Consider the following 22,038-nt stretch of genomic DNA (forward strand, 5'->3'; position numbering starts at 1 on the left):
GGCGCCGTGAATACCTGGAGCGGCCGGGCCACCTCGCCGACAAGCCCCCAGGGACGGATTCACGGCGTGTCTCGCAAATTGCCCCCGGCAGCAGAGCCGCCACTGCAGCAGGGTTTGGTTCGAAGCAGAGGCAGTAATATGAGTTATATCATCGACCGCCGCCTGAACGGCAAGAAGAAGAGCACGGTAAACCGCCAACGCTTCCTGCGCCGTTACAAGGCCCATATCAAGAAGGCCGTCGGCGAGGCCATGAACAGCCGCTCCATCACCGATATGGACAAGGGCGAGCGCATCAGCATTCCCACCCGGGATATCAGCGAACCCATCTTCTCCCACGGCTCCGGTGGCCACGTGGAGCGGGTATTACCCGGCAACAAGGAATTTATTGCCGGCGACCGCGTTCCACGGCAGGGCCAGCAGGCCGGCAGCGGCGGGGGCGGCGGTGGTGCCAGTGACAGCGGCGAGGGGGTGGACGATTTCGTCTTCCAGATCTCCCAGGAAGAATTCCTCGACTTCATGTTCGAGGGGTTGCAGCTGCCGAACATGATCAAACGCCGCCTGGCCGGCAACGAATCCTTCCAGGTGGTACGCGCCGGTATCAGCAACGAGGGCACTCCGGGTCGCCTCAACGTAGTGCGTTCCCTGCGCGCAGCCAATGCGCGCCGCATAGCACTGACCAGCAGCAAGCGGCGCAATATCCGCGAAATGGAACAGGAGCTGGAACTGGAGGAGACCAAGGATCCCGCCCTGCGCGACCAGCGCAGGATAGATATGTTGAAAGGCAAGATCACCGAGATCCGCGCCCGTATTGGGCGGGTGCCCTACCTGGACGATTTCGACCTCAAGTACAACCTGCTGGTGCGCCAGCCGCGCCCGCGCTCCCGCGCGGTGATGTTCTGCCTGATGGACGTGTCCGGCTCCATGAACCAGGCCACCAAGGATATGGCCAAGCGTTTCTTCCTCCTGTTGTACCTGTTTTTGCAGCGCAGCTATGAATACACGGAAGTAGTATTTATTCGCCACCACACCAGCGCCAAGGAAGTGGATGAGGAGGAGTTTTTCTACTCCCGTGAGACCGGCGGCACCATCGTCTCCAGCGCGCTGAAACTGATGCGCCGCATCATGCGCGAGCGCTATCCCGCCAGCGAGTGGAATATCTACGGCGCCCAGGCCTCCGACGGCGACAACTGGAACGACGACTCCAGCACCTGCCACAAGATACTGATCGACGACATCATGCCCCACGTTCAGTACTACTCCTATGTAGAGATAACGCCACGGGATCACCAGGCACTTTGGGAGGAATACGAGAGCGTGCGCGCCCTCTTCCCGAATCACTTTGCCATGGAGCAGATAGTGGACGTACAGGACATATACCCGGTATTCCGCCAACTGTTCAGCCAGAAGGTGTCCGCCTGATGCTCGATAACTACACCACAGGCCCCGGCGGCACCACCGGCTCCGAAGCACCCAAGCCCGAATCCGGCGGCCCCATCTCTACCAGCTCCGAGTGGACCTTCGAACTGATTCAGGAGTACGACCGCGCCATCGGAGAGCTGGCGGAGGAGTTCGGCCTGGACACCTACCCCAACCAGATTGAGGTGATCAGCTCCGAGCAGATGATGGACGCCTATTCCTCGGTGGGCATGCCGGTGGGCTACCACCACTGGTCCTTCGGCAAGCAGTTCATCAGTGTCGAGAACAACTACCAGCGCGGCCTGATGGGGCTGGCCTATGAGATAGTGATCAACTCCAATCCCTGCATCGCCTACCTCATGGAAGAAAACACCATGACCATGCAGGCGCTGGTGATCGCCCACGCCAGCTACGGGCACAACTCCTTCTTCAAGGGCAATTACCTGTTCCGCAGCTGGACCGACGCCAGCAGCATCATCGATTACCTGATCTTCGCCAAGAACTATATCGCCCGCTGTGAGGAGCGCCACGGGCTGGACGAGGTGGAGGCGATTCTGGACTCCTGTCACGCACTGATGAACTACGGCGTCGACCGCTACAAGCGGCCCTATCCCATCTCCGCGGTGGAGGAGGAGCGCCGCCAGAAGGAGCGGGAGGAATACCGCCAGCGCCAACTGAACGACCTGTGGCGGACCATCCCGAAAATGGGCGAGGGTGAGGAGGCGGCCGAAGTGCGGCGCTTCCCAGAGGAACCCCAGGAGAACATCCTCTATTTTGTCGAGAAGAATGCGCCACTGCTGGAGAACTGGCAGCGGGAACTGGTGCGCATAGTGCGCAAGCTGGCACAGTATTTCTATCCCCAGCGCCAGACCCAGGTGATGAACGAGGGCTGGGCCAGCTTCTGGCACTACACTCTGCTCACCGAGCTCTACCGGCGCGGGCGGGTGACCGACGGCTTCATGATGGAGTTCCTGCAGAGCCACACCAATGTGATCTACCAACCGCCGTTCGACAGCCCCTACTACAACGGCATCAACCCCTACACACTGGGCTTCAGCATCTTTAGCGACCTGCGGCGCATCTGCGAAAACCCCACCGACGAGGACCGCCAGTGGTTTCCGGATATAGCGGGGAGCAACTGGAAGGAGACACTGCAGTTCGCAATGCGCGACTTCAAGGACGAGAGCTTTATCCTGCAGTTCCTGTCGCCCAAGGTGATACGCGACCTGAAGCTCTTCTGCATCAGCGACGATGATCGCGAGAACGAGATAGTGGTCAGCGCCATTCACGATGAGGACGGCTACCGCCAGGTACGCGCCAATCTGGCTGGCCAGTACAACCTGGGCAACCGGGAGCCCAATATCCAGGTCTACTCGGTAAACACCCGCGGCGACCGCTCAATGACCCTGCACCACACCCAGCACCGCCGTCGCCCCCTGGGCAAGGACACCGGCGAGGTGCTGAAGCACCTGCACCGGCTGTGGGGCTTCGACGTGCACCTGCACAGCCTGAACGGCGACGAAATAACCGCCAGCCATCACTGCCCGGAAATGGGCCGCGACCGCTCCGAGAGGGAAGAGGAGTCTATGCTGGTTCCGAAACCCATCTAGCAATGCGAAATGCGGAATAGTCGCTGGCTGCTGCCATTCCGCATTCATCATTCCGCATTGATTCGCGCCATCCTTGGCGCTCACCCTTCGGGCGCCTTCGGCGTCCAAATCTGTTCCCGACAGATTTGTCCGCATTCAATCAAACGTCCAGCAGCAACTTCACTTTGGCCGCCAGCTCGCTGCGCTCGCCCGGGTGGGCCACCAGGGCATCGGCACCGGCATCGAGCCAGCGCTGCTGGTCCCGCTCGCCGGCCGGCGCTATCACCACTATGCGCACATTGGCGTATTCGCTGCGGGAGCGCAGGTGATCCAGGATCTGGAAACCGTTCACCCCTACCAGGCTCGCATCTATCACCATCAGCGCCGGCTTGCAGCCCGCCATCAGGGTGCCTGCGGTAAAGCTGTCGCCGGCCACCTCGACGTCGCAACCGGCCTGCTGCAGGGCCTGGCGGCCAGCGGCAGTAAGCTCCGGGTCGTTCGCCAGCAGCAGCACCTTGCGGCTGGCGGCGGCCAGCTCGCTGGGCACGGGCATGGCATTATCGCGCAGAAAACCGACAAAGTCCTCCACGCAGATACGGTGATCGCCGCGGCCGGGCAGCTTGTAAGCCTTGAGCTGACCCCGCTCTATCCAGCGAATCACGGTGCGGAAGTTCACCCCGCAGTATCTCGCTGCCTCCCCGGTGGTAAGCACATGCAGTTCGTTCATCTTTATTATTCCCCCAACATCCTGCAATGACTGGCAGGTACTCGGCTCCCAGTTAGAAACAAATCGCGCAACAAGCGGCTGAAATCCACATTTTAACGCGAAATTATCCTGTTTTTTCGAAATACCCTTATAAATTATGCTGCTCAATACTGCAAAACCAGCTTGAAACTCGGGCTATGTACTTTATTAACGAATGACGAAGGAACCCCCTCAAAAAATCCTGAAAGATAGAGTTGACAGTTATGACAGGTTAACTAGAATGGTCACGAATCGGCAGAGCAGTTGGATGCCGAGCCGCCCGCAGGGCGGTGGCCCCTCTCTCCACACGGCAAGTGGGGCATCAGTCTCTTTGAATGGCGAATGGATATTCCCTACCGAATACCCTAAGACCCTGGGCCCCCTTGTATTTTCGGGGCCTTTTTTTTATCTTGCCGCAACTCCAGATTTCACTCTCCTTCCCTATCCGCCCACGGGCGGCGCCGGAACTATTGGATTTATGGCAGTGCACAGTTCATCCCGGCAAGCCTGTACCCCCCTCTCCCTGGGGCTCTCCCCGTGAAGACCTACCTGGTTGGCGGCGCCGTGCGCGACAGGCTGCTCCGGCGGCCGGTTCACGAGCGCGACTGGGTAGTGGTAGGCGCCGACGAGGCGCAGATGCGGGCGCTGGGCTTCAGCCCGGTGGGCAGGGACTTCCCGGTGTTCCTGCATCCCGAAACCGGCGAGGAGTACGCCCTGGCGCGCACCGAACGCAAGAGCGGTCACGGCTACGGCGGCTTCACCGTCCACGCCAGCCCGGATGTCACCCTGGAGCAGGACCTGCTGCGCCGCGACCTCACCATCAACGCCATGGCCGAGAGTGAGGACGGCGAGCTGATCGACCCCTACGGCGGCCGCGCTGACCTTGAGGCGCGCCTGCTGCGCCACGTGTCCCCCGCCTTCGCCGAAGACCCCCTGCGCATACTGCGCGTGGCCCGCTTCGCCGCCCGCTACCACCACCTGGGCTTCACTGTCGCGGACGAGACCATGGCGCTGATGCGGCAGATGGTGGACGAGGGCGAGGTACAGCACCTGGTGGCGGAGCGGGTGTGGAAGGAAATCAGCCGCGCCCTGACCGAGCCGGATCCCGATATCTTTATCCGCGTACTGCGCGACTGCGGCGCCCTGGAGGTACTGTTGCCGGAACTGGACCGCCTGTTCGGGGTACCCCAGCCGGCCCAGCACCACCCGGAAATCGATACCGGCGAACACGTACTGATGGCCCTGCACACCTCCACCCCGGAGCTGCCGGTGCGCTTCGCGGTACTGGTGCACGACCTGGGCAAGGGCATCACTCCCGAGGAGATACTGCCCAGCCACCGCGGCCACGAGCGCGCCGGCCTGCCGCTGGTGCGCGATGTGTGCCACCGCTGGCGCGTCCCCAAGCAGCTGACCGCCCTGGCCACCGGTGTCTGCGAATACCATCTGCACTGCCACAAGGCCTTCGAGCTGCGCCCGCAGACACTGATGAAGATGCTGCGCGCCCTGGATGCCCTGCGCCGCCCGGAGAGATTCGAGCAGTTCCTGCTCGCCTGCGAAGCGGATGCCCGCGGCCGCAAGGGTCTGCAGGACCGCGACTACCCCCAGGTGGACTACCTGCGCGCCGTGCGCGAGGCCGCGGCGGAGGTCACGCCCGACGAACTGATGGAACAGGGCTACGAGGGCGCCGAACTGGGCAAGGCCCTGGACCGGGCGCGGGTCCGCGCCATCACCAAGGTAAAGGAAGAGTACCCCGATGCGTAACGCCCTCGTTACAGGCGCCGCCGCCCGCCTCGGCCGCGCCATTGCCTGCGAGTTACACCGGGACCACCGGGTGATCGTGCACTACCGCAGCTCCTTTGACGCGGCACGGGAACTGGTGGAGGAGTTGAACCGCATACGCCCGGACTCGGCCGCCGCCCTGCAGAGCGAACTGGGATCGGCCGCCAACTGCGAGCAACTGGCCGCACAGGCCGCGGACCGGTGGGGCGGCATAGATGTGCTGGTCAACAACGCCTCCGCCTTCTTCCCAACCCCGCTGGGCAGTGCCGACGAAACCGCCTGGGACCAGCTGATCGGCAGCAACCTGAAGGCGCCTTTCTTCCTGAGCCAGGCATTGGCCCCTAGCCTGAAAAGGCACAACGGCTGTATCGTCAACATGGCGGACATCCACGCCGACCGCCCCATGCCCGGGCACCCCATCTACTGCGCTGCCAAGGCCGGCCTGGTGATGCTGACCAAGAGCCTGGCGCTGGAGCTGGCGCCCGAAGTGCGGGTCAACGCCGTGGCCCCCGGCGCCATACTCTGGCCGGAACAGGAGGCGGTGGACGAGGAAACACGGGCGCGAATAGTTGAGCGCATTCCGCTGGGCCGCACCGGCAGCGAGAGGGATATAGCGCGCACCCTGCGCTTCCTCGTCAGCGAGGCCCCCTATATCAGCGGCCAGGTGATCCCGGTGGACGGCGGTCGCAACCTGAACATCTGACCCCCGCCTTCACTTCAATTTCACCCGCATCTTGTCACAATGGCCCGATGGGCAAACTACAAGAAACACACCGGTGAATCCCCTCAAGATACTGCTGATCGAAGACAACCCCACCCTCGCCCGCCAGACGGGTGAGTTCCTGCGGGCCCACGGCTGGCAGGTCGATTTCGCCCACAGCGGCCGCCTCGGCGGGCGCCTGGCGCTGGAGCAGGTCTACGACCTGGTCATCCTGGACCTGGGCCTGCCGGATATCGACGGCCTGGAGGTTTGCCTGCAGATCAAGCAGCAGGCACCGGTCAATATGCCGGTACTGATGCTCACGGCGCGGGACGCCTTTGCCGACAAGGCCCGGGGCTTCGAAACCGGCGCCGACGACTACCTGTGCAAACCCTTCGATCCGCGGGAACTGGCCCTGCGCTGCCGCGCCCTGGCGCGGCGCAACCAGCTGCACCGGAGCGACCGCATCTGTATCGGCGAACTCACCATCCGCCGCCGCGAACACAGGGCGGAAAGGGCCGGGCAGCCGCTCAAACTCACATCCATCGGCTTCCGCATCTTGTCCATCCTCGCCGGGGCCCACCCGGAGCCGGTGAGCCGCTCGGCCCTCACACACCAGATATGGGGAGACGATCCACCGGAAACCGACGCACTGAAATCCCATATCTACAGCCTGCGTAAGGTCCTGGACAAAGCCTTCCCGTCCCCAATGCTCAAGACCATCACCAACCTGGGTTACCAGCTGGAGGATCCCGGTGCAGATCAATAACAGCCTGCAGCGACGCGTCTTCGCCACCTTCGGCGCCTTCACACTGTTGCTCTGCCTCGTCTATGCCGCGATCTGCATGCTGGTGGCCTATGTCATCGAGGACCAGGTGCTGGATAATCTGCTCGCCGATGAAGCCGGCCATATCGAGCAGCAGTATCGCGCCAGCGGTGAAATTCCCCGGCCGCGACTTCCCTATATCAAGCTCTATTCCGACAGCAACCCGGCCCCGACCGGCATTCGCGCCGCCCTGCCCGAAGGCGCGACCAGGGCCGAGTGGTTCGGCGATGCCGAGCAACACTTCCACTTGCGCAGACTGAACCTGGACGAGGGCACGGCGCCGATACTTGCTGCCGAGGTGAGCCGGCTGCTCACCGTTTCCCGCCAGTCCGGCAGCCTGCTGTGGCTGATTTTTGCCGCCCTGCTGGCCACTCTCGCCCTGGCCCTGTGGATCGCCTACCGGATCTCATCCCGAACCATCAGGCCGGTGGTCGCCCTGGCCGAGGAAGTCAAAAGCCGGCAGAAAGACGATGCGCCGCTATCCCTCGCCGCCACTGGCGCAAAGGATGAAATCGGTTTCCTGGCCAGGACCCTGGAAACTGCCCTCAACCAGCTCAAACTCGCCCTGCAGCGAGAATCCGAATTTACCCGGGACGCCAGCCACGAACTGCGCACCGCCATCACCATCGCCAAAAATACCCTGGCGCTGGCGCTCCGGCGAGAGCTGTCACAAGGGGAAAAGGAAGAGCTGCACAACACACTAGAGGAGATGGAGAATACCGTCTCGGCGCTGCTGGCACTGGCCCGGGCCGAATCCATAGAGCGGGAGCCGCTGGAACTCCGGTCGCTGCTGGAAGAGCGCATACTCGCCCAGCACCGCAGGATTGCGGAAATGCAGTTTCGGGTTCGACTGGATCTACCCGACAAACGCCGCGCCCTCGGCAACCGTCACCTGGCCGCGCTGCTGATCGACAACCTGCTCAACAACGCCATCCGCCACGCATCGCCGCCCGAAGTGCACATCTATGCAGATAGAGATGTCCTGGTTTTCGAGAACCCTATAGCGGAAAACTTCGATACGGACATATCTTTCCTTCCGGGTGAAAAAAGCCAACAGAGTGACGGCCTGGGCCAGGGACTCTTCCTGGTCAGGAGAATACTGACAGCGCTAAACTGGGAATTTACCGTCGACTGCACCGACGGCCTGTTCAGGTACTCGATAATTCCCGAGGGCTCCACAGCCTGACCTGAAATTCCCGCATCTTCACCCGGATTTTACCTGCCGGTGCTTAAGGTTCCCCTGTCAATCAGGAGAACCTACCATGGGTAAAAAACTGCTACTTATCTTTTCTATTTTTTCTTTATCACTGGTCGGAACCGGGCTCTGGCTAAAGGGCCTTATTCCGCCGCCACAGAATCACAAGGTGCTTGCCCAGACCCTTCCCGCCGACCTGGACTACCTCCGACAGAGGCCGGCCGAAAACCGGGGCAAAATACTCGCGGTGGTCACCAGCACCGGGATCATGGGCGGCAGCGGGAAATCCACCGGCTACGAGCTGACCGAACTGTCCCGCCCCTACTATGTATTTGCCGCCAACGGCTTCGAAGTGGATATCGCCAGCCCCGCGGGCGGAGAACCCCCGGCTGTGATCGATAAAGATGATATGGGCCCCTTCGACTACGCCTTCCTCAATGACCCGGGAGCGCAGGAAAAGCTGAAAAACAGCATTCCGGTCGAACAGGTTCCGGCCGCAGATTACCGGGCCGTATTCTTTGTCGGCGGCAAGGGCGCCATGTACGACTTTCCCGACAACCCGGCCATACAGCGGCTGGTTCGCGATCTCTACAGCAACGGCAAGGTGATCGGCGCCGTGTGCCACGGGCCGGCGGCACTGGCCAACGTTACACTGGAAAACGGCGAACCACTGTTGACCAATCGCCGGGTAACCGGTTTTACCAACGAAGAGGAATTGTTCCTGATTCCCGATGCCCGGGAAGTATTTCCCTTTCTACTGGAGGACCGGCTGCGCAAGAGGGGGGCCGTTTTCGAGCCGGGCCCGGCCTACCTGAAACAGGTCAGCATCGACGGCCAACTGCTGACAGGGCAGAACCCCTGGTCAACCTGGCCACTGGCCGAGGCCATGGTGGAGGCACTGGGCTACAAGCCGATTCCGCGCGCGATCACCCCGGCGGAAAACACCGTGGAGATACTGCTGGCCTATGAACGACAGGGAATGGGGATGGCAGGGAAAAAGCTGCAACAGTTGGCGCAGCGGCAAGGCAGTGCGATCGACCGGCGCCTATTGGCGATGCACGGCATAGTGGCCGCTATGCGCGGCGAGATTGGGAAGTTTCTGGATACTGTGCAGCTGCTGGCGCGAGCCAAGAAATACGAGGCCCAATAACTCTCCCCCAAAAATGGGAGAGCGAAGAAGAGCGGAACTATGGCACGGACGCCTCAACACTCACCTGCCTGCGCCGCCTCGAACAGCCGGTCGAGTTCTTTCGTCGCCCCCTTGTGACCAATCAACAGTGATTGGTCGCAAACTTCCGTTGCATTTTTGCCCACTTGTTTTATCGTTCGATTAAATTAATCAAGCGATCAAATATAACTCCCCGTGCCAAACAATCCCGGCCCCCGCGGCCGCCCCCAGGACCCCGCGCAGCAGCAGGCGCGGCGTGAACGTCTGATAACGGCGACCTTTCAGCTGCTTGCGGAGAAGAGTTACCGCAGCCTCACCATTCGGGAGATCGCCGAGCGCGCGGGCATGAAATCCGCCATGATCAGCTACTACTTCGGCAGCAAGGAGGATTTGGTGCTCGCCACGCTGGAGCAATACACACATCGAAACAGCGAGCGCTTCCTGCAGGTATTCGCAGCCGACGATCCCGTTCGCGCCTTCATCCGCACGGCGCTCGACCTGTTCGGCAAAAACCTGCCCCTGATTCGTTTTATCGCCGACGAGATCCTGTTCCGGGACAGTCAGTTGCGGGAACGCTTTATCAACCTCCTGCCCCGGCGCATGGCGCAGATATTGCCGGAGGTGATGCGGACCGAGCAGGCCAAAGGCCGCCTGCGCGCCGACCTGGACCCGAAATGGGCCGCTTTCTCCCTGCTAACCATGTTGGTCACCCCCTTTATCGCCGCCCCGGTGCGCGAGTCCGCCTGGGAAATCAGCCACGAGCAAATCACCGGCGACGCCTGGGCAGAACACATCTATCAATTGTTTATGCGCGGAGTCAGCCTCCATGAAAGTTAACAGGCAGAACCGATACCGGGCGTTTCTCATCCCCATCGCCGCGGGCCTCGCCGTCACCGCCGCACTCAACCTCTTCGGCGGTGATCCGGAGCACACCGACCGGAGCGAGGCCGGTCAGGTGGCCGGGGTGATCGAACTGCAAAAGCAAGCGGTGCGCCCGCGCATCGTGGGCTACGGCGAAGTCGAGCCCGATGTCCTGCTGGACACCCTGGCGGAGGTGAACGGCACCCTCACCTACCTGCACCCGGAGCTCAAGCAGGGCGCCCTGCTGCCCGAAGGCACCCTGGTGGCAAAAATCGACCCGCAGGACCATCGCCTCGCGCTGGGACAGGCCGAGGCCAGGCTGGCCCAGGGCCGTGCACAACTGGAAGAACTGCAATTGGGCCTGTCCAACACCCGCACGGACCTGAAGCTGGCGAAGGAGAAGCTCGCGCTGGCCGAGCGCGATCTCGAGCGCAACAAGGCGCTGTTGGACAAGGGCGGCCTGTCGCACTCCGGCTATGAAAAAGTCCGCACCAGCACCCTGCAGCTGCAGCAGGAAGTGCAGGGCCTGACCGGCAGGCTGGAGAGCCTGCCCCACCAGATCGAAACACAGAAAGCGCAGATCGCCATCGCCGAAGCGGACGTGCAGACCCAGCAGCGCAACCTGGCGCGCACGGAGATCCGCCTGCCCTTCACCGCCCGCATCACCAGTGTCGCGGTCGAAGCCGGCCAGATGGTCTCCCGCGCCTCGCGGCTGTTTACCGCGCAAAACATCGACCGGGTGCAAATCAACGTGCAGGTACCCATTCGGAGCCTGGAGCGGCTGGTGCACGGACAAAGCCCCAACCTGGCGTTGGACCAGCTGCTGAGCGGGAACGAGGACACCGAAACGGGTGAGCGCAGCAGTGTCTGGAAAGAGCTGGTCGCGCAAATGGGTTTCAAGGCCAGCGCGCGCCTGGCGGGCAACGGCTCCGCCCACTGGCCGGCGCGTGTGGCGCGTATCGACAGCAACCTGGATCCACAGTCGCGCACCGCGGGGATCATCGTCTACGTCGAACACCCCTACCGCGATATCCAGCCTGGCATCAAACCGCCGCTGGTCGAAGGCATGTACATGGAAGTGACCATCAGCAGCGCGCCGCGTCCCTACTTCCCGATTCCCCGCGAGGCGGTGCACGAGGGCGAGCTGTTTTTGCTGGACGACGACAACCGCCTGGCGCGCCGCCGGGTCACCGGTCACCCGCAGAACGATATGCTGCTGGTGAGCGACGGCGTCTCCGAGGGCGAACGGCTGGTCACCTCGGACCTGTTCCCGGCCATAGACGGCAGGTTGCTGGCACCCTACGCCGATACCGACACCCCCTCGCGCATCGCCAAGTGGGTGGAGGCGCAATAGCATGCTGCGATACATCACCGCGCACCCCACCGCCGCCAACCTGTTGATGGTGCTGCTGCTCGTGGTCGGACTCTTTTCGATGCCCGATCTCAAGCGCGAGACCTTTCCGGAAATCGACTCCTACGAGGTGCAGGTCACCGTGCCCTACCCGGGCGCCACGCCGGGCGATGTGGAGCTGGGTATCTGCAAGCCGCTGGAGGACGCCACCGACGGCATCAGTTTCACGGACGAAAAGCGCTGCCAGGCGCGCAGCGGCGTCGGCATCATGACCCTGAAGATGCGGGAAGAAGGCGACTTCGACCAGTTCAAGGAAGACATCGACAGTGCCGTGGACGGCATCGACAATTTCCCCCCGGAAAGTGAGCCGCCGGTGATCCGGGAGCTGGGCCGTACCCAGGACGTGATTACCCTGGCCGTCACCGCCGATCTGCCCCTCCGGGAATTGAAAACCCTGGCCGAGCAGATCAAACAGCGCATGCAACAGACCACCGATATCCCCCTGGTGGAAATCGAAGGTTTTTCGCAGCGCGAGTTCCAGGTGAGAATCCCGCAGCACAACCTGCGGCAGTACGGCCTGAGCCTGCAGGACATCGCCGATCGCCTGGCTGCCCAGAACATCGACATGCCGGCCGGCACCCTCACCACCGCCAGGCGCGAATACCAGATCCGTTTCAGTGACGAAAAGCGCACCACCGGCGAGCTGGCGAACCTGATCCTGCTCCACGGTGAGCAAAAAGGTGAGGTCCGCCTGGGTGATATAGGCACCGTGGAGAGCGGTTTCGCCGACGCCGAGGACAAGGTCACCTACAACGGTCAACCGGCGGCCTTTCTCGCCATCCGCAAGAACAGTCGCGACGACAGCCTGCGGGTGCTCGACTCGGTCAAGCATTTTGTCGAGCAGGAGCGCAAGCGCCTGCCGCCGGAGGTGGGGCTGTACCTCACCAAGGACAACACCAGCATCATCCGCGACCGGCTCAAGATGCTGGTGGAAAACGCCTGGCAAGGGCTGTTGCTGGTGTTTGCCGTGATGTGGCTGTTTTTCGGCACCCGCTACGCCTTCTGGGTGGTGATGGGCCTGCCGGTGTCGTTTCTGGCCAGCTTTTTCGTGCTCAACCTGCTGGGCGTGAGCATCAACATGATTTCCATGGTGGCCATGCTGCTGGCGATCGGCATCCTGATGGACGACTCCATCGTCATCAGCGAAAGCATCGGCCAGAAACTCCGCGAAGGCAAAAAGCCGCTGCAAGCAGCCATCGACGGCACACTCACCGTCTCGCGCGGGGTGCTGTCCTCGTTCGTCACCACCCTGCTGGTCTTTTCCGGCCTGCTGGTGATGAAAGGCAATGTCGGCCAGCTGATGATGGCTATCCCCATCGTGCTGCTGTCGGTGATCACCGTGTCGCTGATCGAGGCGTTTTTCATTCTACCGCACCACCTGTACCACTCCCTGGAGCACGCCCGGCGGGAAACCAACCACAAAGTTCGGGAGCACTTCGGCCACTGGTTCGCATCCGTGCACAGCCGGGTGGACGGCCTGGTGGCCCGCTTTATCGCCCGGCGCTACCGCTTTGTCGGCGGCGTCATCGCCCTGTTGATCGTCACCGTGGGACTGCAGGTTGCCGGCGTGGTGAAATTTGCCGTTTTCCCATCGGTGGAGGGCGACGTACTCCAAGCGCGGCTCATCATGCCCACGGGCACGCCGCTGAACGAAACCGAGCGGGTGGTGGAGCAGCTCACGTCCCAGCTGCGGGAAATCGCAACGGAGTTAGACGAGCGCCAGGAGGCACCCGCGATCAAGGCGGTTACCGTCTACTACGGCCAGAATCAGGACGCCTTTGAAACCGGCCCGCACCTGGCCACCATCAGCGTCGACCTGCTGACTGCCGAAGAGCGCAACTACTCCCTGGGTGAGCTCAAGCAGGCCTGGCTGGAAAGAGCCGGCCAGATCCGCGACGCCTGGCAGGTCGCCATCACCGAGCCCAGCATCGGGCCGGCGGGCCGGGCCATCGAGCTGCGCCTGCAGGGGCAGGACCTGGACCGCCTGGCCAGGGCTTCCCAGGAGCTGCGCGCCTGGCTGGGCGGCTACCCCGGGGTGAACAACCTGATGGACGATCTGCGCCCCGGCACGCCGGAGTTCACCCTGCACCTGAAACAGGGCGCCTACAGCCTGGGGCTCAACGCGCAGGCGGTCTCCGCACAGCTGCGCGCCGCGTTCGAGGGCTCCAAGGTGGTGGAGACCAACATCGGGCAGGAAAACTACGAGGTGGTGGTATCACTGGATGAAGCGTCCAGCGACGAGCTCAGGGACTTCGACGATTTTCCCATCGTGCATCCGGGCACCGGCGCCGCGGTGCCGCTGGGCAATGTGGCGGAGGTGGTCCCGGCCCGCGGCTACTCCCGGATTCACAGGGTGGACAACCGGCGCGCGGTCACCATCATCGGCGACGTAGACACCGGACTGAACAACACCGCGGAGATTCTCGCCGACACGAAAGCGCGTTTCCTGCCCGGGTTCCGGCAGCGCCACCCTGACATCACCTTCAGCGTCGAGGGCGAGTCGGCCGAGGGCGGCAAAACCCAGTCGTCACTGCGGCTGGCATTCGTACTGGCGCTGATCGGCATCTTCGCCCTGCTCAGCTTCCAGTTCCGCTCCTACATCGAACCGCTGATCGTGATCGTCAACATCCCGCTGGCCTACATCGGCGTGGTATTCGGGCACCTGCTGATGGGCCTGGATATCTCCATGCCGTCCATCGTTGGACTGGTGTCCCTGGCGGGAATCGTGGTGAACGACTCCATCCTGCTGGTGGAGTTTGTGAAAAGGCGCGTGGCCCAGGGCATGCACGTTCACGACGCCGCCGCCAAGGCCAGCCACGACCGCTTCCGCGCCGTGCTCATCACCTCGCTGACCACCATCGCCGGCATGACGCCGCTGATGTTCGAAACCAGCCTGCAGGCCCAGGTGCTGATTCCGCTGGCCACCAGCATCGTATTCGGCATCGCCAGCTCCACCCTGCTGGTGCTGTTCGTGGTGCCCTGCCTGTACAGCATCCTGGAGGATTTCGGCTGGACCAATGTGGAACCCGAAACCACACCATCGGTGGCCGGGGCTCAATCGCCCGGCGCAACTTGAACAGGAGTTTGTTGGCTTCCCGGCGGCAGGGAATGGCAATGCCCCCCTGCAAGTGAGGGGTAAAGAGAGGGTTGTGGATATCAGGGCCAAACAAATGGCACAGGCCACAGCCTCTGCTTCGACTTGTCGTACTCAGCCCACATCTGCGCAAAACTCTTGCCTGTCAGCGGGTGGATATGATCCGGCGCCAGCTCCGCCAGCGGCTGCAGCACGAAGGCGTTCTTCTCGATTTCCGCCCGCGGCAGCTTCACGCCATCGACGGTGCCGGTCAGGTCGTCATAGAGCAGGATATCGATATCCAATGTGCGGGCGCTGAACTTGGGGCCGGCGCGCAGGCGGCCGTTGGCATCCTCGATTTCGCGCAGGCGCAGGGCCAGCTGGCCCACCGGCAGGTCGGTTTGAATGCCCACCACCAGGTTATAGAAATTGTCGCCATCGAATCCCACGGCCACACTCTCGAAGACGCGGGAGACCCGCAGCTCACCGAACTGTGCCGCCAGCGCGTCGAGCCCGGCGCGGATATGCCGCTCGCGATCGATATTGCTGCCGAGGCTCAGGAAAACTTTTGCCACACTCACCCTCACCTTCAAACTGCCGCCGCCGCGCCAACAGCCGGGCGATCGCCGCGCTCGATGATTACACCCACATCGCGGGAACCGCGCACCGCACCGGGCTTGGAAAGGCGCAGGCGCAGCCAGGACACGCCGAACTCGTCGCGCACTATGGCCGCGGCCTGCTCCGCCATGGTTTCCACCAGCAGGAACTCGCTGCCCTCGATAAAGGCGATCAGCCGCTTGGCCACCGCCTTGTAGTTGAGGGTGTGTTCGATATTGTCGGTGCGCGCGGCCTCACCGATATCGAAGGCCATCTCCAGGTCCAGGCTCACCGTCTGGCGCACTTCCCGCTCCCAGTCATAGATACCGATAATGGTATCCACCTTCAGGTCCCGTATATAAACGATATCCATGGATCAGCTGAGACTCCCCTTTAATTCAGTCATCGGCCAGCGCGGCCGCACTTCAATCGCCAGCCCGGACCGCTCCCCCGCCTGCAGGCGCAGGCAGCCGGCATAGGCGATCATGGCGCCATTGTCGGTGCAGAACTCGTGGCGCGGATAGAAGGCGGTGGCGCCGTCCTCGCGCAACTTCGCCTCCAGCCGCGCGCGCAGCAGCTTGTTGGCGGACACGCCGCCGGCGACTATCAACGTCTTGTGGCCGGACGCCTTGATGGCGCGGCGGCACTTGATCACCAGGGTGTCCACCACCGCCTCCTGGAAGGCGGCGGCGATATCGGCGCAGGTCTGCTCGTCCGGCAGGCCGTCCGCCTGGGCGTGGTCGCGCACGGTGGTCAGGGTATAGGTCTTGAGGCCGGAGAAGCTGAAGTCCAGGCCGGGCCTGTCGGTCATCGGCCGCGGGAAGGTGAAGCGCTGCGGATCCCCCTTCTCCGCCAGCGCCGCCAGGCGCGGGCCACCGGGGTAGTCCAGGTCCAGCATCTTGGCCGCCTTGTCGAAGGCCTCGCCGGCGGCGTCGTCCAGGGATTCCCCCATCAGTTCATACTCGCCGAGGCCGCGCACATCCACCAGTTGGGTGTGACCACCGGATACCAGCAGGGCGACAAAGGGAAAGACCGGCGGATGCTCCTCCAGCATCGGTGCCAGCAGGTGGCCCTCCATATGATGGACGGCCACCGCGGGAATGCCCCAGCCGTAGGCCAGGGCGCGGCCGGCGCAGGCGCCCACCATCAGGGCGCCCACCAGGCCGGGGCCGGCGGTATAGGCAATACCGTCCAGGTCGCTCGGGCGGGTATCCGTCTTGCGCATCACCTGGCGCACCAGCGGCAGCAGCTTGCGCACATGGTCGCGACTGGCCAGTTCCGGCACCACTCCGCCGTATTCGGCGTGCAGATCCACCTGGCTGAACAATGCGTGACCAAGCAGTCCCTTCTCGGTGTCGTAAATGGCGACGCCGGTCTCGTCGCAGGAGGTTTCAATACCCAGAACTCGCACTTGCCCTCTTTAATCGTGGCTGCCTGAAAGGGCCGCTATCATACTGGAAAATGGGGTTGCGATCCCGTGGGGGAGTGTTTAGAATTTGCGCCCTCGCTGTGAACCGGCCGCCGGGTTGCAACTGCGAGAAGCATTTGCCGGAAAGGCCGAGAGAAACGAATTACAGGTAAACCAATGCCATCAGTACGACTGAAAGACAACGAACCCTTTGATATCGCCCTGCGCCGCTTCAAGCGCTCCTGTGAGAAAGCCGGTGTACTGTCTGAAGTACGTCGCCGCGAGTTCTACGAGAAGCCGACTGCCGTACGCAAGCGCAAGGCGGCCGCTGCCGTGAAGCGCCACGCCAAGAAGCTGCAGCGCGAAAACCGCAAGTTCCAGCGCCTGTATTAATCAGCAGTCGCCGGGCGGGCGGACAGTCCGCAGCGGTATCCGAAAACGGCGTGCGAGCCAGACTCGCACGCCGTTTTTTGTTTGCGGGGAAAGCGCTATTCTTGCGGGCTTATAACGCCCCCTGCAGGAGCGGCCCGGCCGGAAGCGGCCCATGGCAGCGATCGGGTTACCAGCCAACGCCAAATCCCGATCGCGGCCATGGGCGGACGGCCGCCCCGCCGCTCCTACAAAACCTGTGAACCCCACACGGAAACGGAACAACAACCATGAGCACCACCCTCAAGGAAACCCTGGCCCAGGCCACCAAAGACGCGATGAAGGCCCGCGCCAAGGAGCGCCTGGCAACCCTGCGCCTGATCAACGCCGAAATCAAACGCGTGGAGGTGGATGAACGCATCGAGCTGGACGACGCCCGCATCCTGGCCCTGCTCGACAAGATGACCAAGCAGCGCCGCGACTCCATCGTCCAGTACGAGAAGGCCGGCCGCGCCGAACTGGCGGCGGTGGAGCAGGCGGAGATAGACGTGATCCAGGAATTCCTGCCGGAACAGCTGTCCGAAGCGGAAATCGCCGAGATAGTGGCCGCCGCGGTGAAGGAGACCGGCGCTGCCGGCATGGCCGATATGGGCAAGGTCATGGCCCTGGTGAAACCCCAGGTGCAGGGCCGCGCGGATATGGGCGCGGTCAGCAAGCTGGTCAAGGCGCAGCTGGGCTGACCGCCCGCAGGCAGTGAGAATCTATGGCCGGCAAGATACCCCAGCACTTTATCGACGACCTGCTCGCGCGGGCGGATATCGTCGAGCTGGTGGACAGCCGGGTCAAGCTGCGCAAGACGGGAAAAAATTATTCCGCCTGCTGCCCGTTCCACGACGAAAAAACCCCGTCCTTCACCGTAAGCCCAGACAAGCAGTTCTACTACTGCTTCGGCTGCGGCGCCAACGGCAATGCCATCGGCTTCCTGATGGAGTACGACCGCCTGGGCTTCCCCGAGGCGGTGGAGAAGCTGGCCGCCAGCCGGGGCCTGGAAGTGCCGCGGGAGCAGCTGGCCCCGGGCCAGGAGAAGCGCCAGCGGGAGAGCCAGCCCCTCTACCAGCTCACCGAGAAGGCCGCCGACTACTACCGCAGCCAACTGCGGGAACACCCCTCCGCCGGCCGCGCCGTGGCCTATCTGCGCAACCGCGGCCTGTCCGGCGAGATTGCGCGGGATTTCGGTATCGGCCTGGCGCCGCCGGGCTGGGACAACCTGCTGAACGAGCTGGGCGATACGCCGCAGAAGGCCGACCTGCTGGAACAGGCCGGCCTCGCCATCCGCCGCCAGGACAGCGACGGACGGACAGAACCGGGCAAGCGCCACCACTACGACCGCTTCCGCGACCGCATCATCTTCCCGATTCGCGACCAGCGCGGCCGCGCCATCGCCTTCGGCGGGCGGGTGCTGGGGGACGAGAAGCCGAAGTACCTGAACTCCCCGGAAACCCCCATCTTCCACAAGAGCCGCGAACTCTACGGCCTGTGGGAGGCGCGCCAGGCCAACCGCAGCCTGGAGCGGCTGATCGTGGTGGAGGGCTATATGGACGTGGTGGCGCTGGCCCAGTTCGGCATCCGCTGCGCCGTGGCCACCCTGGGCACCGCCTGCGGCGAGGAACATATACAGTTGGCCTTTCGCCACGCGCCGGAACTGGTGTTCTGTTTCGACGGCGACCGGGCCGGCCGCGCCGCCGCACGCCGCGCCCTGGAGGCGGCGCTGCCGCAGATGCAGGACGGCCGCAGCCTGCGCTTCCTGCTGCTGCCGGAGGGCGAGGACCCGGACACCCTGGTGCGCCAGGTGGGCGGGGAGCGCTTCCACCAGTTGCTGGACGAGCAGGCGCGGCCGCTGGAGGACTTCCTCTTTGACCTGCTCGGCGAGGGCATCAACCTGCAGACCATGGACGGCCGCGCGCGCCTGTCCAAACTGGCGGCGCCGCTGCTGGACCAGTTGCCGGAGGGCGTCTACCGCCAGCTGATGTTCCAGCAGTTGGCCGCCCGCACCGGCCTGGACAGGGACACCTTGCAGGAAGTGATCAACGCTGAGAAGGCCCGCGCTGCACAGGCACAAGCCCAACTGCAGCACCGGGCCCAACCCCAGCCGTCGCAGGAACTCGAGCGGGCACCGGAGCCGGCCGTTCCACCGGAATTTGCCGGCGAAATACCCCCCCCGGGGCCCACTCCGGCAGGGTTTGCCCCCCAGAGGCCCACACCGGCGCAGCCGCGCCGCAGCGGCCAGTACCGGCTGCCGGCGGAGCGCATGCTGATCGCCCTGCTGCTGCACCACCCGGAACTTGCGGCGAAGATCGAGGACCCCGAACCCTACCGCACTAGCGGCCACCCGGACCTGCAGCTGTTCGGCAGGCTTGTGGAAGTCATTCAGTCCCGTCCCGGCCTGTCGATGTTCCAACTATTCGGCCACTGGCGCGGCAATTTCAGCGACGGCTCCCACGAAACCCTCGAGGAACTGGCCAATACTCCCCTGGTCAGCGGTGTGCGCCAGCTGGCCCAGGGCGACGCCAAGCTGGAGTACGATCCCCAGGCGGAGTTTGCCGACTGCCTGCGGCGCCTGGAGCTGGCCGAGCAGAAAAGGCGCAACCGCGACCTGCTGCTGCAGCTGAAGGCCGGCGCCCAACTCAGCGCCGAGGAGCAGCTGGCCCTGCTGGCCAACTGGCGCAAGCGCGACTAGTCCGGCTGAAAAATCACCGGTGCCGCCCTTGAAAACGCCAGATGCAGCACCATAATCAGTCACCCCCGGACGGGATCGGGAACCCATGAGCCCACACACATCGCACCAAGGCGTCACTTGACAGCCAGAGTGGTTATTGCTATCGCAAATACGCTATAATCCCGCGTCTTTGTCCCGTATTTTCATCCCCAGATTTCAGGGTTGTGCATGACCGACAACACCCAACAGCAGACTTCCCGTATCAAGGAGCTGATCGCCCGCGGTAAAGAGCAGGGCTATCTGACCTACGCCGAAGTAAACGACCACCTGCCGGAGGACATCTCCGATCCCGATCAGGTGGAAGACATCATTGGCATGATCAACGACATGGGCATCAAGGTGTTCGAAAGCGCACCGGATGCCGAAGAGTTGTTGATGGCCGAGGGCGACAGCTCCGCCGATGAGATCGCCGCCGCAGAAGCCGCCGCCGCCCTGGCCGCGGTGGAATCCGATGTGGGCCGCACCACCGACCCGGTACGCATGTATATGCGCGAAATGGGCACCGTAGAGCTGCTCACGCGCGAGGGCGAGATCGCCATTGCCAAGCGTATCGAAGAGGGTCTGCGCGAGCTGATGGCCGCCCTGGCCTACTGGCCCGGCGCCGTGCAACAGGTGATCGACGAGTACCAGCTGATCGAGAAGGAAGAGCGCCGCATCCCCGACGTGATCGCCGGCTGGCTGGACCCGGCCGAAGACGTGCCCCCCGGCGCACAGACCGGCCAGGCCGCCGCGGAGACCAGCGGCAGCGAGTCTTCCGACGACAGCGACGACAACGGTGATTCCGACGACGATGACGACGACTCCACCTCCCAGGAGGAAGAGGAAAGCGCCGGCGGTATCGATCCGGAAGAACTGGCCGAACGCATGAACAGGCTGATTGCCGCGCAGAAGAAAGCCGACGCCGCGATCAAGAAGCACGGCCGCGATTCCAAGCAGGCCGGCGAGGCCATGGAGGCCGTGGGCGAGATCTTCCGCTATTTCAAGCTGGCCCCGCGCCAGTTCGACCCGCTGTACAACGAGGTGCGCAGCATTCTCGACGACGTGCGCGAGCAGGAGCGCACCGTCATGAACCTGTGCATCAAAAAGGCGAAGATGCCGCGCAAGACCTTTATCAAGGAATTTCCCGGAAACGAGGTCAACGAGGACTGGATCCCGGGCATCATCAAGAAGAAGCGCGACTACTCCGACGCCCTGCGCCAGGTGGCGGACGACATCATCCGCGCCCAGCGCAAACTGGCCCAGTGCCAGGAGCGCGCCGGCCTGGACATCGGCCAGATCAAGGAGATCAACCGCCGCATGTCCATCGGCGAGGCCCGTTCGCGCCGCGCCAAGAAGGAAATGGTCGAGGCCAACCTGCGCCTGGTGATCTCCATCGCCAAGAAGTACACCAACCGCGGCCTGCAGTTCCTGGACCTGATCCAGGAGGGCAACATCGGCCTGATGAAGGCGGTGGACAAGTTCGAATACCGTCGCGGCTACAAGTTCTCGACCTACGCCACCTGGTGGATCCGCCAGGCGATCACCCGCTCCATCGCCGACCAGGCGCGCACCATCCGTATCCCTGTGCACATGATTGAGACCATCAACAAGCTCAATCGCATCAGCCGCCAGATGCTGCAGGAGATGGGTCGCGAGCCGACGCCGGAAGAGCTGGGCGAGCGCATGGACATGCCGGAAGACAAGGTGCGCAAGGTGCTGAAGATTGCCAAGGAGCCCATCTCCATGGAGACCCCGATCGGCGACGACGAGGACTCGCACCTGGGCGACTTTATCGAGGACCAGAACCAGGCGTCCCCGATCGACACCGCCACCCAGACCGGCCTGCACGACGCCACCCGCTCTGTGCTCGCCGGCCTGACCGCGCGCGAGGCCAAGGTGCTGCGCATGCGCTTCGGTATCGACATGAACACCGACCACACCCTGGAGGAAGTGGGCAAGCAGTTCGACGTGACCCGCGAGCGCATCCGCCAGATCGAGGCCAAGGCCCTGCGCAAGCTGCGCCACCCGTCTCGCTCGGAGCACCTGCGCAGCTTCCTCGACGAGGGTTAAGCGCTACAATTTAAAGCCCGGCACCGCCGGGCTTTTTTATGTGACACTATGATGACGCCGCCACATCCGGCAGGAT

Annotated in this window: 18 protein-coding genes; 14 read left to right on the top strand and 4 right to left on the bottom strand. The window is 63.3% G+C overall.

Annotation, left to right across the window (positions count from 1 at the left end):
* Positions 1 to 138 precede the first annotated feature (138 nt).
* Together AC6R19_RS09280 and AC6R19_RS09285 are read left to right on the top strand one after the other, a co-directional pair.
* Entirely contained in the window at positions 139 to 1,419 is a 1,281-nt protein-coding gene (locus tag AC6R19_RS09280) for a YeaH/YhbH family protein (RefSeq protein ID WP_500579523.1), read from the top strand.
* On the top strand, positions 1,419 to 3,026 hold the full coding sequence (locus tag AC6R19_RS09285) for a SpoVR family protein (protein ID WP_500579524.1): 1,608 nt from the start codon (positions 1,419 to 1,421) through the stop codon (positions 3,024 to 3,026). The genes AC6R19_RS09280 and AC6R19_RS09285 overlap by 1 nt, the downstream gene beginning before the upstream one ends.
* A gap of 139 nt (positions 3,027 to 3,165) precedes the next feature.
* Here AC6R19_RS09285 and AC6R19_RS09290 read toward each other — a convergent pair whose 3' ends face one another.
* On the bottom strand, positions 3,166 to 3,732 hold the full coding sequence (locus tag AC6R19_RS09290) for a response regulator transcription factor (protein ID WP_500579525.1): 567 nt from the start codon (positions 3,730 to 3,732) through the stop codon (positions 3,166 to 3,168).
* 555 nt (positions 3,733 to 4,287) lie between these two features.
* On the opposite strand from AC6R19_RS09290, the gene AC6R19_RS09295 reads away from it, so the two are divergent.
* The 8 genes from AC6R19_RS09295 to AC6R19_RS09330 all read left to right on the top strand — a co-directional run bounded on the left by AC6R19_RS09295 (position 4,288) and on the right by AC6R19_RS09330 (position 14,766).
* A complete protein-coding gene (locus AC6R19_RS09295) occupies positions 4,288 to 5,511 on the top strand; it encodes a multifunctional CCA addition/repair protein (protein WP_500579526.1) in 1,224 nt (407 codons plus the stop codon).
* Positions 5,504 to 6,232 (top strand): pteridine reductase, encoded by a 729-nt coding sequence (locus tag AC6R19_RS09300; RefSeq protein ID WP_500579527.1) that lies wholly within the window; start codon positions 5,504 to 5,506, stop codon positions 6,230 to 6,232. The genes AC6R19_RS09295 and AC6R19_RS09300 overlap by 8 nt, the downstream gene beginning before the upstream one ends.
* Before the next feature lie 73 nt (positions 6,233 to 6,305).
* The gene (locus AC6R19_RS09305; protein ID WP_500579528.1) at positions 6,306 to 6,998 is read left to right on the top strand and encodes a response regulator transcription factor; all 693 of its coding nucleotides are present in this window, start codon (positions 6,306 to 6,308) and stop codon (positions 6,996 to 6,998) included.
* Positions 6,985 to 8,241, top strand: a complete 1,257-nt coding sequence (locus tag AC6R19_RS09310; RefSeq protein ID WP_500579529.1) for a sensor histidine kinase — start codon at positions 6,985 to 6,987, stop codon at positions 8,239 to 8,241. The genes AC6R19_RS09305 and AC6R19_RS09310 overlap by 14 nt, the downstream gene beginning before the upstream one ends.
* Before the next feature lie 178 nt (positions 8,242 to 8,419).
* Complete coding sequence (locus AC6R19_RS09315) at positions 8,420 to 9,400, top strand: type 1 glutamine amidotransferase domain-containing protein (RefSeq protein ID WP_500579530.1); 981 nt, start codon at positions 8,420 to 8,422, stop codon at positions 9,398 to 9,400.
* Positions 9,401 to 9,613: 213 nt separating this feature from the next.
* Entirely contained in the window at positions 9,614 to 10,255 is a 642-nt protein-coding gene (locus AC6R19_RS09320; protein ID WP_500579531.1) for a TetR/AcrR family transcriptional regulator, read from the top strand.
* Positions 10,245 to 11,633 (top strand): efflux RND transporter periplasmic adaptor subunit, encoded by a 1,389-nt coding sequence (locus AC6R19_RS09325; RefSeq protein ID WP_500579532.1) that lies wholly within the window; start codon positions 10,245 to 10,247, stop codon positions 11,631 to 11,633. The genes AC6R19_RS09320 and AC6R19_RS09325 overlap by 11 nt, the downstream gene beginning before the upstream one ends.
* 1 nt (position 11,634) lies before the next feature.
* Positions 11,635 to 14,766, top strand: a complete 3,132-nt coding sequence (locus tag AC6R19_RS09330) for an efflux RND transporter permease subunit (RefSeq protein ID WP_500579533.1) — start codon at positions 11,635 to 11,637, stop codon at positions 14,764 to 14,766.
* Between the two features lie 80 nt (positions 14,767 to 14,846).
* Here AC6R19_RS09330 and folK read toward each other — a convergent pair whose 3' ends face one another.
* Genes folK through tsaD form a run of 3 tightly spaced genes read right to left on the bottom strand, consistent with a single transcriptional unit; the run spans position 14,847 to position 16,771 of the window.
* A complete protein-coding gene (folK, locus tag AC6R19_RS09335) occupies positions 14,847 to 15,338 on the bottom strand; it encodes a 2-amino-4-hydroxy-6-hydroxymethyldihydropteridine diphosphokinase (protein ID WP_500579534.1) in 492 nt (163 codons plus the stop codon).
* 14 nt (positions 15,339 to 15,352) lie between these two features.
* Positions 15,353 to 15,733 carry a dihydroneopterin aldolase gene (gene folB / locus AC6R19_RS09340; protein ID WP_500579535.1) on the bottom strand — a complete coding sequence of 127 codons (381 nt, stop codon included), beginning with the start codon at positions 15,731 to 15,733 and terminating at the stop codon, positions 15,353 to 15,355.
* A 3-nt stretch (positions 15,734 to 15,736) separates the two neighbouring features.
* Positions 15,737 to 16,771, bottom strand: coding sequence for a tRNA (adenosine(37)-N6)-threonylcarbamoyltransferase complex transferase subunit TsaD (tsaD, locus tag AC6R19_RS09345; protein ID WP_500579536.1), 1,035 nt, complete (start codon positions 16,769 to 16,771; stop codon positions 15,737 to 15,739).
* Between the two features lie 174 nt (positions 16,772 to 16,945).
* Here tsaD and rpsU point away from each other — a divergent pair, with 174 nt between their 5' ends.
* The 4 genes from rpsU (at position 16,946) to rpoD (ending at position 21,962) form a co-directional block, all read left to right on the top strand.
* Entirely contained in the window at positions 16,946 to 17,161 is a 216-nt protein-coding gene (gene rpsU, locus AC6R19_RS09350; RefSeq protein WP_183461320.1) for a 30S ribosomal protein S21, read from the top strand.
* Between the two features lie 266 nt (positions 17,162 to 17,427).
* Entirely contained in the window at positions 17,428 to 17,877 is a 450-nt protein-coding gene (locus AC6R19_RS09355) for a GatB/YqeY domain-containing protein (protein WP_500579537.1), read from the top strand.
* 23 nt (positions 17,878 to 17,900) lie between these two features.
* Positions 17,901 to 19,874 carry a DNA primase gene (gene dnaG / locus AC6R19_RS09360; protein WP_500579538.1) on the top strand — a complete coding sequence of 658 codons (1,974 nt, stop codon included), beginning with the start codon at positions 17,901 to 17,903 and terminating at the stop codon, positions 19,872 to 19,874.
* Between the two features lie 207 nt (positions 19,875 to 20,081).
* A complete protein-coding gene (gene rpoD / locus AC6R19_RS09365; RefSeq protein ID WP_500579539.1) occupies positions 20,082 to 21,962 on the top strand; it encodes an RNA polymerase sigma factor RpoD in 1,881 nt (626 codons plus the stop codon).
* Positions 21,963 to 22,038 lie beyond the last annotated feature (76 nt).

Source organism: Microbulbifer sp. SE14, from assembly GCF_059834885.1.